We start from the raw sequence: 14,980 nt of genomic DNA, 5'->3' as shown, positions 1-14,980 counted from the left end.
AGCGTGAACTTTTTTAAAAACTCATTGAATGCTTCAGTACACAAAGTTCGCTTTATTTAAGCGCAAACTTTCCCAAACATTTTTTTGTGTACCGCGTTATTATTGTTAGTTGTGTTATTTTTATTTTTGCGTAGAGTCTGCTTGATAATATTGATTACTTTTAAAGCAATCGCAAACACCCGCTAGAGTATTTTACCCAAATCAATGGTCATCTTATTTCGCTTATCAGCTATATTCGCTGTTTTAACGCTTTTCGCATGTTCACCGTCAACGCCTAGTTCCCCAATGTGCCGTGTTTCTGATGCACTGTTATCTAAGTATGTTCACGATGAAGTAAACGCTCAAGGTTCCCCCGTTGGCGCGGCCTGTTTGATAAAAACTGAGGGCAAAGTGTTGCTGGTAAAGCACCGCCTGTCTGGCAAATTAGACTTCCCCGGCGGAGGGATAGTCGAAGGTGAATCACTTGCCTGCACAGCCCATAGAGAAACGTGGGAAGAAACAGGTTTTAACGTTGAAGTAAAAGAATATCTATCGACGACAGCTAATGGCTTAGTCATATTTGGCTGTCATGTAGATGCAGGAATTGAAAAGTTTCCTAACACTTTCGATGCACCACCGTGGGCAAAATTAGAAGTTGTCAGGCTCGTTAAGGCAGACCCATTTATGCTCGACCATGATGCGTTGCGTTATGCTGATGATCTTATTCCCTTGCGCGATGGCTACACCCAATTCGTTATAAAGCAGCACTGACAAAGCATTGTTCAATGTGTCGGGGATTGGTAAATTGTCCCAACTGAATAAACAGGAGAAGTGGCTTGTTTTCACTGCCAACATTAAGCCTAAAAGGCAAAGTATCTGAACTAGAATGGCAAACCCGTGTTGATTTAGCGGCGTGCTATCGGTTAGTTGCCGATATGCGATGGGGCGATCTTATCTATACCCACATTTCCGCCAAGGTACCGGGCACAGACCATTATCTTGTTAATGCCTTTGGGCTTACCTTCGATGAAGTTACGGCTTCTAACTTGGTAAAAGTCGACTTAGACGGCAATATACTTGACGACACACCCTATGGAATTAACCCGGCCGGATTCACTATTCACAGTGCCATTCACGAAGTGCGCCACGACGCCCAGTGCGTCATCCACCTACATACATTAGCTACCATCTCTGTGGCTTCGGTGAAAGGCGGATTGAAGCCGTGGAGTCAGTATTCAATGTTTTCGCTTCCTTCGCTTTCTTATCACAGCTATGAAGGCTTGGCCGTAGACGATAGCGAAAAGAAGCGTTTGCAAGACGATCTTGGTGATACGAATCATATGCTTTTGCCTAACCATGGCGGTTTAACCCTTGGCCCAACTGTTGGCGACGCCTTTATGCGCTTTTACGATTTACAGCGTGCGTGCGAAATTCAGCTTGCATTAATGCAATCTAACGAATCAGTTATCGAAATACCGCAAAGCATTATTGATGGTATATATGCTCAGGCAAATGTTGTTCACAGCGGCGAGACTGGCGGTCAAAAAGCATGGCCTGCTATGTTGCGCAAAGCCTATAAATTAGATCCAAGTTTTTGCGAATAATTAAGCCTATTTAGCTAAACGCCAACTCATTTTTAAACAGGAATTGTTTTAACACATGAAAGTCACCAAAGTAGAAATTTTTGATATCGAATGCCCTAAACGCCCCCAGTGGAACCCTGTTTTTGTGCGTGTTTATACCGATGAAGGCATTACTGGCGTAGGTGAAGCAGGGCTTGCTTATGACTGGGGTCACAGCGCCGCAGCGCATATGATTAAGGAAATTGCCGAAGCCATGCTAATTGGCTTTAACCCTTTCCACACTGAGCTGCTTTGGTCGAGAATGCTGCGCGAAGGCTTTTGGGGACTAGGCGGCGGCCCGGTAATTTATGCCGCAATGAGCGCCATTGATACCGCGCTTTGGGATATTAAAGGCAAAGCACTTGGCTTACCTGTTTACGAACTACTTGGTGGTAAAACAAATGGCAAGCTCCGCAGCTATGCCAGCCAGCTACAGTTTGACTGGGATAAAGAAGTCACCAAACTTAATGACCCAGCAGATTATGCTCGCGCTACTGAAAAAGCCCTGAAAGACGGTTACGACGCCGTGAAAGTTGATCCCATCGTTTACGATAAAGATGGCAACACTCACTTTGACAGAACTAAGCTGTTTACTAAGCCCGAGCTTAAACTTTTCAAAGCTCGCCTTCAGGCAATTAGAGACACCATGGGCGAAGATGGCGACATTATCTTTGAATGTCACAGCTTGTTAGGTGCATCAACGGCCATTCAGCTCGGCGATATCGTAGAAGAAATTGGCTGCTTGTATTATGAAGAGCCGGTTAATTACCTTAACTCTAAACTTCACGACAAAGTGGCGAAGAACGTCAACGTGCCGATTGCGGGCGGTGAACGCTTGTATCACCGCTGGGACGTACGCCCGTACCTTGAAGACCAGTCTCTTGATGTACTTCAACCTGACGTTGGCCTTTGCGGTGGATTCACAGAAGCGAAAAAGGTATGCGACTATGCCGACATTTACGACGTTCGCATTCAGGCTCACGTTTGCGGCGGCCCAGTTGCTACGGCGGCAAGTCTGCATCTAGAAACGGCTATTCCAAACTTTTTAATTCACGAGCATCACACCTATGCCATCAAAGACTGGAACCGTGAGCTTTGTATTCAAGACCCTCAGCCAGTTAACGGCTTTATAGAAGCGCCCGACACGCCTGGAATCGGTATTGACCTAAACGATGAGGTGGTTTACCGCTCGCCACATATGACGGTAACGGAACTTAAATAGCAAAGTGACATACAGGCACACTGGTAAGCCTGCACGGTCCCTACGCAAAGCACCTGTGTAAGGTATCTGTGCAAAGTATCTGTGCTAGGTATCTGCGCTAGGTATTTATGAAAGATACCTGCGCAGATTCACAACGCCGAAATAAGCTGTGAAGTTTGTTTCAGGTTAGCGCTTAAGCGATGTCATACCATTGCTTAGCGTTTATAGATAACAGCGCCGCTTTTTGAGTTTCAGAAAGCGGCGTTATCATATTCGAGAACCCTCGCCAAAGCGCTGCATAAGGCATTCGCCACTGGCACAACGGGAAGTTGCTCGCAAACATGACCTGATTTGTGCCAACTGTGTTCAATAAGGTTTCAAAAATATAGTTGGCTCGCTGCCAGTGCCACCTCCGCTCTTGCATTTCTAACCCTGAAAACTTAAACGCAACCTGCCCGGTTTCATTCAAGTCGCGGATATTCTGCCGCCATGTTCTAAACGCAAAGCTATTTATATCAAGTGGCGCAATAGCGGCGTGGTTGATTGCTACTTTCAAAGCTGGGTTTTGTTCTAATACATTAAGTAATGCAACTACGGCGTTAGTATCCGCAATATTTAACTGAGCATCAAAAGACAAGCTTTTAGAAGCCATGTGACTAATCGCCCATTTTACTCTAGGGGCGCGCAAAAGCGTTGCAGCGTCGTCATCTAAAATATGGCGAAGTCCACGTACAGAGGGGTAAAGTTCTAGCTTGTCAATATGACTGCCAACACTATAGCCAGCTAAATCTATGCAACCAACCGAGCGAAATGGCAGCGTACAATGACGCTCTAGAAAGGCAATTTCTCTCCACGGTCTACTGTTATCGTAGCCAGCTTCAATATGCACAAACCCATAAAGCTGTCCTAGAGAAGCCCGATGAAGCATCGCCTCTGTGGTATTTTTGGCAATATTTTTCTTATCAGCCCAAAAAGGCGCATTAGTGGGTTTTAGCCAATCGTACTGCCCTTCATCTAAAGCAAAAAGATGAATATGAGGGTCTACCCACCTTTGTGAATGCTGAATCATTTTTTATTCTTTAACCCAAAGTTTGTACGGTTAACTGTGGCGTTTTTTACATCACCTACTTGCTGTGTTCCTATTTCGCTCTCACTAGTGAGCTGCGCCTTCTGTGCCTCTTTTTGCGCCGCTTGTGTTGAGCTCTATTTATCTCGCCCTTTCTATTGAGCCGTGTAGCCCCCATCCACAGCATACAAACTTCCTGTGATGAAAGACGCCTTGTCGCTACATAAAAAATAGGTCAGTTCCGCTACATCCTCTGGCTGACCTAATCGCCCAATGGGCTGGGCTGCAGCTTCTTCAGCTACTACATCGCTTTTATTTACACCAGAGCGAGCTACATAATTGTCAATCGCGTTATGAAATAAAGGGGTTTCAATGGTTCCTGGGCATACCGCGTTAACGCGAATGTTGTATGGGGCATAATCAAGTGCCGTGGTTTTTGCGATAGACGCCAGCGCACCTTTACTTACCCCGTAGGCAAAGGAGTTTCGCTTTCCTACAAACGACTGATCAGATCCCATCACCACAATGGCTCCACTTCCCTGCTTTTTCATCGTCGGCAAGCAAGATTTAATTGCGCCATAGGCGCCTTTAACGTTCAGGCTAAGCACCTTATCAAGCAAGGTTTCGTCGGTATCCTCAATAGTTGCAGACACGTGGATACCAGCATTACACACTAACGCGTCTATGCGTTGATAAGCCGTCATAACTTCATCGATTGCAGCTTCAACGTTACTTACCACGCTTACATCACAAGGCTTCCAAATAGCGTTAGGCACAGCTTGCTCAAAGTCTCTTATATCTAAGTTAACCACTTGATAGCCGTTTTCGCTAAACAACTTGCATACTGCAAAACCGATACCCAAGCTTCCCCCCGTGACTATACAAACCGGGGCCTGCGCTTCATTACTACTATGCTCAAGGTTTTTCTTCGCGCTATCTGAATTCATGACTTTATGTACCGTGTTGCTGGTGCGTATGTGTTATTTCAATGTAGGCTAAGCATGCCACTGAGTATGTGAATTGCAAGCAAGCTAAGCATTTGTGTTCACCATTCTATATTAACAGTGGCACACGAGACATCATCACCAGCATTTCCATGGGCTGCTCTCATTGCCACATCATCCAAATTTATTATTAACTTTCCTTTAACGGACTATTCGGACTACGCTTTTTGTGACTATAATAGGCAAAATTAAAACACTTGTTTGAAAAAGGAGTCATCCATGCCTCTGTACCACGCCCCTACAACTGATTTTCAGTTCTTATTAAAAGACTGGCTTGGACTTGATGCTCACTACGAAAAGCTCGGTATCAGCGACTTTGATAGCGAACTAGCCAATGAAATTATTGCGCAAGGCGCAAAGTTTGCCTTGGATGTGGTTGCCCCTCTTAACCGTGAGGGCGATGAGGAAGGCTGTAAGCTTGAAAACGGTAAAATTACCACACCTAAAGGCTTTGCAGATGCTTATCAGGAATATGTTGCTAACGGCTGGAACGCAATGCTAGGCACTGCCGAGTACGACGGGCAAGACTTGCCGTACACTATGGCGGTGCCTGTTCACGAAATGCTAAACGCGGCGAACTTAAGCTGGCGCTTAACCACCATGCTTACCGAAAGCGCCACGCTTGCTGTTACTAAGCACGCCAGTAAAGAATTGAAAGATATCTACCTTGCTAAGCTAATCAGCGGTGAGTGGACAGGTACAATGAACCTGACCGAGCCTCACGCGGGAACCGATTTGAGCTTGCTTAGCACTAAAGCTGAGCCACAAGGCGACGGTAGCTACAAAGTAACCGGTAACAAGATATTTATTACTGCTGGTGATCAAGACTGGAGCTCGAACGTTATTCACCTTGTGCTAGCTCGCCTTCCTGACGCACCAAAAGGTGTTAAAGGTATAAGCCTGTTTTTAGTGCCTAAATTCCTTCCAGATGCTAGCAATGAGCCAGGTGAGGCGAACAGCCTTTCAGTAGGAAGCATTGAACACAAAATGGGGATCAAAGCGAGCCCGACATGTGTGATGAACTTCGACGGCGCAACAGGCTACCTTGTCGGTGAAGAAAACCAAGGTTTAGCATGCATGTTCACTATGATGAACGATGCTCGGTTCCAAGTAGGCCTGCAAGGCTTAGGTGCAGCAGAAGCCTCGTACCAGGGCGCGCTAACCTACGCACGCGAACGTGTGCAGTCTCGCGCACCTCAGGGTATCCAAAACCCAGAGGGCAAAGCAGACCCAATCGTTTTTCAACCTGACGTAGCGCGTATGCTACTTACACAGAAATCATTGATTGAAGGTTGCCGTGCACTTTCACTTTTCTACGCTAAATTTATGGACGTAGAAAAACTTGGTGAGGGCCAAGAAAAAGAAGATGCCGACAAAATACTTCAGTTTTTAACGCCTATCTGTAAAGCCTTTATGACCGATATGGGCCTTGAAACGACTAGCCTCGGTGTACAGGTATTCGGTGGTCACGGTTTTATTCGTGAGTGGGGCATGGAGCAACTTATGCGCGATGTGCGCATTGCAATGCTGTACGAAGGAACGAACGGTATACAGGCCCTAGACCTTATCGGCCGTAAGCTTACCCGCGATGGCGGACAAATGATGGAAGCTACTTATAAAGCGTTTAGTGCATTAGTTAGCGACATTCAAGACAGTGAAGCGAAAGGTCTCGCTCAAGGTATTCTTGATGATTGGCGTGCATCTTCAGCCGATTGTTTAGGTATGGATGCAACTACCGCGGCGGCAGCTGCCTGTGATTACTTAGCATACAGCGCCTATTCATTGATTGGTGTACTTTGGTACAGCATGGCTGATAAAGCTCAGGCATCGGGCAATATGGTACTTGCCGCCTCAAAGATGAAAACACGTGACTTCTATATGGAACGTATTTTAGTACGCCGTGACGCACATAAAGCCGCTTACAAAGCAGGCCCTGAAAGCACACTCGCTATTTCGGGCAATGAATTTGATTACCTGTAAGCTATACACGCTTTCTTAGCCCAACAAACCTGGACTAAAAACACAAAAAAGGTCACTACACGTGACCTTTTTTATTACCTTTTTAAAAAGGTGTATTAATCGTTTGCCGCGACTTGCGTGGAGAACGTATCAGCAAACCAGTCGTTTAGCATGGCTTTCTCGTACGATAACGACTCGGTGCGGTTGTGACGGATATTCGACTCCATAAAGTCCATGTCTTTAAGCTTCACATCCTCACCACTTAAAATGACCTGACCATCAGAATTAGATAGCGAGTAGCTGAACGTCATTCTTGGAATATCTATGCGTTTAATTATTCGCACATCGCTGCCAGCCCCGCTGCCAAAACCTACAAACTGGCTCGGCCAAACTTGACCAGCCAAATCAACGTTTGTCACCGTCATCGACAGTACCTGTGATTCGGGCAGGTCGCTAGCTAATTCTGTAATGTGTTCTTCTAAGTCTTTTAAAGTTCGCTCACGAAAGCGTTTACGAGATTCATTGGCTGGCCTGACATCGCTGTAAGATTCTGGCTCTTCCCATGTTATCTCTACCTCAGCGGCTTGGGTTGGCGCAAAAACAACTAGAGCCCCTACGGTTGCGGCGCAACTTAAACAAGAAAAAGTACGTAATTTATTCACTTTCATGCTCCTAAATTCAGTCGTTTAACCTTAAGTTAGCAAGCGTTGAGAAAGTTATTAATCAAAAAAACATTAGAAAAGTTTTAGATTTAACTTTTTCTTACTCAAAAAGCTAATGTCACTTTGAAACTTGCATAACCGGCGACTGCTTAATGATTAGGCACAGTTTTGCGCGTTTAGTTCCCGTAAAATTAGGGTTTATATCATCGTTTTCACAATAGGTGTGGTGAAAGCGTTTTACGCTTGCAGCATCGGCGGTAATTAGTTTAACGTAGCTTTGCTGGTAAGGTTTCAAAGGGCTTAGTTCAATATTTATTTTATCTTGCAAACTACGTAACTCTTTTCGCTCTGGAAGGGTGGCAATGGACACCAGCCAGTCAGAGACAGAGTTTTGAATATCTTCAAATAAATACTGGACAAAAGGAGAGCGCAGCACTATTACCAAAACAATAATTTCCGCAGCGATAATAAAGAACCGTAACATAACTTCTCAGCTAACTTTGATAGGGGTTTACAACAAATAGCGCCTACTTTGTGCGCTTTTCACCAACAATATACTTAATAAATGCTTTGCTAATTTGTATTACAACAAGGTTCACTGTACATGATTTGGACACTTATTGGCCACATAATTGCGCTGCATGGTAGTGTGTTATCTAACTTACTGTAAACACGATAGTTTATACTAAGGTATAACTTGTATACTTTTTCGACCGACACTTTTTAGGGCTAACCATTTATTCAATTTTACGCTTATTAGCCATGTCGCTGTATGTAGAAATTTACAAAATGACATAATGCAAAAGAAAAATAACAAGCCACCAGCATTATTTTCTGAACTTTCAGTATTGACTGAAAGTTTAAAAAGATAGACCATACGCCGCATTATTGATCTATATTAAATATGACGTGTTGAACGCGGTTATACTGCACAAGCAGTTTGTTACGTCACATAAGGTTAAGCTATGAATGAACAAATACCGGTCAAAAACGTAACACCGGTAAAAGTACATAAACCCAAAGGAGCCACAGAGGGTAAACGTCACGACTCCCGTAGCCGTATTTATGTGCGCGCCGTGCAGGGCCCCTTGGAAACGTTTAGACGTTTCTTCGGTCTTTTCTTTTTAGCCCTTTTTGCCATCATTCCATGGATTCAGTACAACGGCCATCAGGCCGTACTGCTTGATATTGGCGAACAGCGTTTTACTATTTTTTCTCTTACTTTGTGGCCTCAAGACCTTACCTTACTGGCCTATATATTCATTGTTTCTGCTTTTGCATTATTTTTCGTCACCACCTTCGCAGGTAGAGTGTGGTGTGGCTTTATGTGCCCGCAGACGACATGGGTATACATATACACATGGTTTGAAGAGAAGTTCGAAGGCCCGCGTAACAAGCGTATAGCGCTAGATGCGCGTAAAATGGATGCAGATAAATTTTTGCGTAAAACGGCGAAGCATACCGCTTGGGTATTGGTAGCCCTATTAACTGCGCTAACCTTTGTCGGCTACTTCACGCCAATTGATGCTCTGTTTGTTGATTTCGTCACATTCGATACCAGTTTCTGGGCAGGGTTTTCTGTTATTTTCTTTGCAGTTTGTACCTACGGGAATGCAGGCTACATGCGTGAAATCATGTGTACCCACATTTGCCCTTATGCACGATTCCAATCTGCCATGTTCGACAAAGATACATTTACCGTATCTTACGATGCAAAACGAGGCGAACAGCGCGGCCCACGCCCTCGAAAGCTCAGTCACGAACAGGTGCAGGAAAAAGGCTTAGGTGACTGCATTGACTGTAATTTATGTGTTCAAGTCTGCCCTACCGGTATTGATATTCGCAACGGCCTTCAATACGAATGCATCAACTGCGGTGCCTGTGTTGATGCCTGTAATGGCGTAATGGATAAAATGGGCTACCCCAAAGGCTTGATAAGCTTTACCTCAGAGGAAGAACTTGCGGGCGGCAAGACTCACGTTTTTCGTCCTAAGCTAATTGGTTACTTTGTCGTTCTTCTGGTGATGACGGGTTTGTTATTCGCCAATATTTGGACACGCAGCCCAACTGAAGTCGACATCATCCGCGACAGAAACTCACTGTACCGCGAGACCAATGAAGGGCTTATTGAAAACGTATATACCATAAAAGTGCTCAACAAAACCCAGCAAGAGCAAACGTATACTATTGCTGTAAAAGGTCTTCCTGACTACGAATACATAGGCGAGCAAGAAGTAACAGTTAAAGGTGGTGCGGTTTACAGTACGCCGATTTCTGTTGCAACGGACGCTTATAATCTGGAAGATACGGTTACCGATATTTTTATCAGTGTAACCACCACTATTGATGGGGAAACGGTTACGGTTGATGAACCAACGAAGTTCCTTTATCGATGACAGATTTTTCTTTTTCTGGGCTTAGCCCAGACACCATATTAGATGCCCTGGAAAGTCAGGGCATTTTTCTTCAAAGCGGCCTGCTAGCGCTCAACAGCTATGAAAACCGCGTTTATCAATTTTTGGCTGAAGACGGTCAGCGCTATGTGGCAAAATTCTATCGCCCAGGTCGATGGACAGATGCGCAAATTCTTGAAGAACACGCGTTTGCTGCAGAGCTAATGGATAACGAAATCCCATTGGCTGCACCTTTAGCTTTAAACGGTAAAACACTCCATCATCATACGGTGGCAGAGACTGACTATCGATTTACGCTATTCCCTTCGGTAGGCGGTAGACAATTTGAAAACGACAACCTTGATCAGCTCGAATGGATGGGGCGTTTTATTGGTCGTATCCATCGCGTTGCGTCAGCTAAAGAGTTTGCAGATCGCCCCTCAATTGACATTGAAAGTTACCTTGATGAGCCCAAACAGGTTCTGTTGCAAAGCACACTGCTACCCGAGCATTTGAAGACGGCCTTTTTTGCCATACTCAATCCAGTTATTGAGGCCACCCAACAAGCGTATAAGCCAACATCGAATATTCGTTTACACGGTGACTGCCATCCAGGCAATATACTATGGCGCGACGGTCCAACCTTCGTTGACTTAGATGACTGCCGTATGGGACCCGCTATTCAAGACTTATGGATGATGTTAAGTGGCGACCGCCAACAGCAGCTTTTGCAGCTAGATACCCTAGTAGAGGCCTACGAAGAATTTCACGAATTCGATACGGCTCAGTTAGCGCTTATCGAACCGCTTAGAGCAATGCGCATGGTGCATTACATGGCGTGGCTTTCTCGTCGGTGGGAAGACCCTGCGTTTCCTCGTGCGTTCCCTTGGTTTGCTGAAGACAAATATTGGGAAGGCCAAATACTTGCCCTTAAAGAACAGCTATCTGCACTCCAAGAGCCCCCGTTGAAACTAGGTTACTGATTCAACTTTTACATCACTTATCAAAGCGCTTTTTCGATATTTTTATACAAATCGAAAAAGCGTAACTTATAAGAAACCGTATTCGCTATCACTTTTTAAGTTCTATATAATCGCGCTGTGTAGGTGCTTTTGTCGCGCTCCATAACTACTACTGTGACAATAGTTAAACGGGAAATCAGTGAAAAGCTGATGCTGCCCCCGCAACGGTAAACTCAACGCATTGTCGTTTTCTTTTCATTCGCCACTGTCTTTTATACGTCAACGCGCTTCAGCGCAATCAGACGCCACTAGATGGGAAGGCAAAAGAGCCATTACCTTATCGGTATTGGCGAGTAAGCCCGGATACCGGCCTGTACTTCATGGTGTCGTTTTTTGCTTCTATTCAAAAGAATAAGTAACAACGTGCACTTTCACTCATCATGTGCTCGGGTGGAGCGCATCAAAGATAATATAAAAACCATGCGTACACATTTTACTAAAGCAGCCCTTAGCGCTGCAGTTATTTCGTGCTTAAGCACATCTGCCTTCGCGCAAACTTCAAACCAAGATATTGAAACGCTAACCGTCACCGGCACCCGTTTACCTATTTCGCTAACTAAACTGCCTGGCTCAGTTTCGGTGCTGACTGAAAGCGACATTAAAGCTTCGGGCGCACTTCAACTTACCGAACTAATTCGCGGCCTACCGGGCGTTAGCTTGTCTCAGTCAGGCAGTCCTGGTGGCTTAACAGAGCTGCGCGTGCGCGGCGGTGAAACCAACCATCTACTTGTTTTAATTGATGGTGTTGTTGCCAACGATGTAGGCCAAGGGAGTCTTGTTGACCTTGCTCACCTTACTAGCGCCAACGTAGTGCGCATTGAGCTACTTCGCGGCCCGCAAAGTGCGAGGTGGGGTAGCGGCGCAATTGGTGGTGTACTAAGCATTACCACTAAATCTGGCCAGTTTGCCGACAATGTTTCTCACGTAGATTTTTCAGCTGGCATTGGCACTCAAGGTACCCTTCAGGGCAGCATGAATGCGCGCTCACAGAGCGATGACGTGGGAGTGTCTGCCTACGCGAGCTATATTCGGACTGACGGAGATAACGTATCTCGCGTTGGTAACGAAGACGATGGCTATGACAATATGACTGCTGGCATAAACCTCAATTATGCCGCCAACACCGAGCATACCTTCATAGCAAATTTACGTACTGTTCAATATAAAAATGACTATGACGGTACTGACTTTGTAATAACCGGCCTTCCCGCTGATACAGATAACGTGACAGATGGCACACAAGTTAGTGCGAAATTAAGATGGGAATTTGCCCCTGAAAACACAGGCTACCGTTCGGCATTAAGTGCACACTATCGTAAAGATGAAAACGATAATACTGAATCGGGGACTGATACAGGCGGCACCACGGGTGAACGTATTGAGTTAAACTGGACCGGTTTTTACACCATCGACAATTGGGATTTTGCAGGCGGCGTTGAATATCTACAGCGCCTTTTTGACCAGCGCGGCCCTATTGTATTTGGCGATCCTAACCAAAAACAACACGACAACACCTACAGCGTATTTGCAGAAACAAACAGTCAGTTTACCGAGTCGCTAACGGCAACATTAAGCGCAAGGTTCGACAATAATAGTGAGTTCGACAATGCCGTAAGTTATCGCGGCGGTTTGACATGGCAACTTAACGACCACTACGCTGTTTTCACAAGCTATGGTAGAGCTGTTAAAACACCAACCTTTACTGAACGCTTTGGTTATTTCCCTGCAAGCTTCATCGGAAACCCTAACCTAGAGCCTGAAACCAGTGAAGAGTGGGAAGTAGGTGTTAAAGCCAACTGGCAATCGCTTTCTGGTCAAATCAGTACCTATACCACCGATCTTGAAGACGAAATTAACGGCTTTGTTTATGTTTCTGACTTAGGTGCGTTCAGTGCGGATAATATCGATGGTGAAAGTTCTCGGGAAGGGATTGATGTAGAGCTAAACTGGGACAGTGGCTATGGGGACCTTACCGCCGCCTACAGCTACCTAGACGCTGAGCAAACTGACAGTGGTATCACAAGCACAGAGTTACGTCGTGCTCGCCATCAAGGCTCGATAACTTATACCACTGACTTTGGTACAGAAAAGTTCAGCTTTTACACCAAGCTGGCCTACACCGGAAGCCGTTACGACACTTTCTTCCCACCATTCCCTGAGTCGTCTCAAAGGTTAGCGCTTTCAGCTTATACCCTTGCTACCGTTAACGTAGGTTATCAAATCGACAGTCAGTGGCAGGTATCGTTGAAAGTCGACAATGCATTCGATACCGACTATGAAGATATTGTAGGTTATGCGGGGCAGGAGCGAAGAGCGCTGCTTTCTGTTAACTATACTATGTAGTTAATTTAGGCCAAGCCTAGCAATTCAATCGGCTACACAGTGGTGTAGCCGTTTTTCGTTCAATAGTTTGGCGTATATTTTATTATTGTAGCTTTTGCTTCTACTTATCATCGCCCTTCTTTGCCGCAGGCTTAAACTTCGGCACATTTTTTTATCTCCCCCTACTCTAGCCGTATCAGTAAATGCTATTCATATTCTATTCATGGTAAGAGGTTTATTCTGCGACAATCGCTTATCCCATCGCAGGTAATGTTAACCCCATCGCGTACTAAGACTTTGTTGCGAAACAGGTCCTAGTTAAGCAAACAAGCCTGTGATAATCTCAACATCGATAATCGTTTTTTTAATACAGGATCATAATCCATGAAAAAGTTTGCAGTAATGTTTGTCATGGCAATGCTTTTGCCATTAACAGCTTGCGCTCAAGAGCCAGCGTCTAAATGGAAAGAAGGCACGCATTATAAAGTGCTTGATAAAGAAGCCACAGATAAACCAGTAATTACTGAGTACTTCTCATTTTGGTGCCCGCACTGCTTCCAATTTGAGCCAATCGTTGCACAAATTAAAGAAAAGAAAAGCGACGGTACTAAGTTCAACAAAGTACACGTAAACTTTATGCGCTTTACCGGCCCAGAAGTTCAGGACGATGCGACTAAAGCTATGCTAATTGCCCGCGCAATGAAGCAAGAAGATGCAATGAATGGTGCTATCTTTAACTACATTCATAAACAGCGCGCGTCTATCACAGGGCTAAAAGACCTTCGCAACATCTTCGTGGTTAATGGCGTAGACGGTGCAGAGTTTGATAAAATGGCTAAGAGCTTCGGCGTTAATAGCATGGTGCGCAAAAACCAACAGCAAATCGATGAGTACCGTGAACACCTAACTGGTGTGCCTAGCTTTATTATCAATGGTAAATACCAGCCAACGTTTACCTCTGATATGACCTTTGATGACATCGCTGACCTTATCGTGTGGTTGTCAGAGCAGAAGTAATTTGGTTTAACAAACAATAACACCTTTAATTATGAAATGGGCGCTCTTGCGCCCATTTTTACGCCTAGGAGCCCCCGAATGCGAGCAGTAAGCGACTTTGCCGAATTCATTTGTGAACTTGATCAACTCAAAGCGGTTAAGCGCCAGATTACGCTTCCAAGTGATAACTATCGCCAAGAAAACTCCGCAGAGCACAGCTGGCATGTCGCATTAATGGCAAATATGTTGAGTGAATATGCGGTGAAACCTATAAACATTACCCGTGTTATTCGCATGATCCTTATTCACGATATCGTGGAAATTGACGCTGGTGATATGTTCGCGTTTAACCAGCAAGCCGACCATGACGCACAAGCTGAGAAGGAACTCGCGGCCGCAAAGCGCATTTTTGGTTTATTGCCAAGCCCACTTGATAGCGAACTGCTCAATTTATGGCTTGAGTTTGAAGCCGCAGAAACCGCCGATGCAGAATTTGCTAAAGCCATGGACCGAGTACTCCCTGTATTTCAAAATATGAAAGACAATGGAGGAAGCTGGAAGCATCATGGTATTGCAAGAGAGAAAATTGAAGCGCGAAATGCACACTTGAAATCGTGTGCGCCAGCACTGTGGGACTATGTTATGCAGCAGCTAGATATAGCCGTTGAAAAAGGCTGGCTAAGTCAATAACGACTTAGCCAATCAAAGTTTGGTGGAACTATAGCGCTATGTTAGGTCTGAGAGTTAGTTCGCA

Annotated in this window: 13 protein-coding genes and 1 riboswitch; of the genes, 9 read left to right on the top strand and 4 right to left on the bottom strand. The window is 45.0% G+C overall.

The features are described from left to right. Nucleotides 1–285: 285 nt before the first annotated feature. The 3 genes from ACYX4W_RS06635 to ACYX4W_RS06625 all read left to right on the top strand — a co-directional run bounded on the left by ACYX4W_RS06635 (nucleotide 286) and on the right by ACYX4W_RS06625 (nucleotide 2,823). A complete protein-coding gene (locus ACYX4W_RS06635; protein ID WP_474808725.1) occupies nucleotides 286–750 on the top strand; it encodes an NUDIX hydrolase in 465 nt (154 codons plus the stop codon). Between the two features lie 65 nt (nucleotides 751–815). After that, complete coding sequence (locus tag ACYX4W_RS06630; RefSeq protein WP_474808727.1) at nucleotides 816–1,583, top strand: class II aldolase/adducin family protein; 768 nt, start codon at nucleotides 816–818, stop codon at nucleotides 1,581–1,583. Nucleotides 1,584–1,638: 55 nt separating this feature from the next. Continuing rightward, a complete protein-coding gene (locus ACYX4W_RS06625; protein WP_179982367.1) occupies nucleotides 1,639–2,823 on the top strand; it encodes a mandelate racemase/muconate lactonizing enzyme family protein in 1,185 nt (394 codons plus the stop codon). A 172-nt stretch (nucleotides 2,824–2,995) separates the two neighbouring features. On the opposite strand, the gene ACYX4W_RS06620 is transcribed toward ACYX4W_RS06625, so the two are convergent. Both ACYX4W_RS06620 and ACYX4W_RS06615 read right to left on the bottom strand, forming a co-directional pair. Further along, the gene (locus ACYX4W_RS06620) at nucleotides 2,996–3,871 is read right to left on the bottom strand and encodes an amidohydrolase family protein (protein WP_474808729.1); all 876 of its coding nucleotides are present in this window, start codon (nucleotides 3,869–3,871) and stop codon (nucleotides 2,996–2,998) included. 152 nt (nucleotides 3,872–4,023) lie between these two features. Next, nucleotides 4,024–4,815: an SDR family NAD(P)-dependent oxidoreductase gene (locus ACYX4W_RS06615; RefSeq protein ID WP_474808731.1), complete on the bottom strand. Its 792-nt coding sequence runs from the start codon at nucleotides 4,813–4,815 to the stop codon at nucleotides 4,024–4,026. Between the two features lie 276 nt (nucleotides 4,816–5,091). Between ACYX4W_RS06615 and ACYX4W_RS06610 the strand changes: the two genes are divergently transcribed. After that, nucleotides 5,092–6,852, top strand: a complete 1,761-nt coding sequence (locus tag ACYX4W_RS06610; RefSeq protein ID WP_476075054.1) for an acyl-CoA dehydrogenase family protein — start codon at nucleotides 5,092–5,094, stop codon at nucleotides 6,850–6,852. A 95-nt stretch (nucleotides 6,853–6,947) separates the two neighbouring features. Here ACYX4W_RS06610 and ACYX4W_RS06605 read toward each other — a convergent pair whose 3' ends face one another. Both ACYX4W_RS06605 and ACYX4W_RS06600 read right to left on the bottom strand, forming a co-directional pair. Then, complete coding sequence (locus ACYX4W_RS06605) at nucleotides 6,948–7,493, bottom strand: DUF3016 domain-containing protein (protein ID WP_476075053.1); 546 nt, start codon at nucleotides 7,491–7,493, stop codon at nucleotides 6,948–6,950. Nucleotides 7,494–7,611: 118 nt separating this feature from the next. Further along, the gene (locus tag ACYX4W_RS06600) at nucleotides 7,612–7,977 is read right to left on the bottom strand and encodes a hypothetical protein (RefSeq protein ID WP_474808734.1); all 366 of its coding nucleotides are present in this window, start codon (nucleotides 7,975–7,977) and stop codon (nucleotides 7,612–7,614) included. Between the two features lie 481 nt (nucleotides 7,978–8,458). Between ACYX4W_RS06600 and ccoG the strand changes: the two genes are divergently transcribed. The 5 genes from ccoG to ACYX4W_RS06575 all read left to right on the top strand — a co-directional run bounded on the left by ccoG (nucleotide 8,459) and on the right by ACYX4W_RS06575 (nucleotide 14,916). Continuing rightward, a complete protein-coding gene (ccoG, locus tag ACYX4W_RS06595; protein ID WP_474853618.1) occupies nucleotides 8,459–9,889 on the top strand; it encodes a cytochrome c oxidase accessory protein CcoG in 1,431 nt (476 codons plus the stop codon). Continuing rightward, complete coding sequence (locus ACYX4W_RS06590; RefSeq protein WP_474808738.1) at nucleotides 9,886–10,869, top strand: serine/threonine protein kinase; 984 nt, start codon at nucleotides 9,886–9,888, stop codon at nucleotides 10,867–10,869. The genes ccoG and ACYX4W_RS06590 overlap by 4 nt, the downstream gene beginning before the upstream one ends. Before the next feature lie 104 nt (nucleotides 10,870–10,973). Continuing rightward, nucleotides 10,974–11,237, top strand: a riboswitch (cobalamin riboswitch). A gap of 91 nt (nucleotides 11,238–11,328) precedes the next feature. After that, nucleotides 11,329–13,251 (top strand): TonB-dependent receptor plug domain-containing protein, encoded by a 1,923-nt coding sequence (locus tag ACYX4W_RS06585; protein ID WP_476075052.1) that lies wholly within the window; start codon nucleotides 11,329–11,331, stop codon nucleotides 13,249–13,251. 363 nt (nucleotides 13,252–13,614) lie between these two features. Further along, nucleotides 13,615–14,247 carry a thiol:disulfide interchange protein DsbA/DsbL gene (locus ACYX4W_RS06580; RefSeq protein WP_334059125.1) on the top strand — a complete coding sequence of 211 codons (633 nt, stop codon included), beginning with the start codon at nucleotides 13,615–13,617 and terminating at the stop codon, nucleotides 14,245–14,247. A 78-nt stretch (nucleotides 14,248–14,325) separates the two neighbouring features. Continuing rightward, a complete protein-coding gene (locus ACYX4W_RS06575; protein WP_476075051.1) occupies nucleotides 14,326–14,916 on the top strand; it encodes an HD domain-containing protein in 591 nt (196 codons plus the stop codon). Nucleotides 14,917–14,980 lie beyond the last annotated feature (64 nt).

Source organism: Alteromonas sp. ABH4_454 (genome assembly GCF_056311775.1).
Note: the sequence above shows the minus strand (reverse complement) of the source record. Positions and strands in the feature narration are given on the sequence as shown.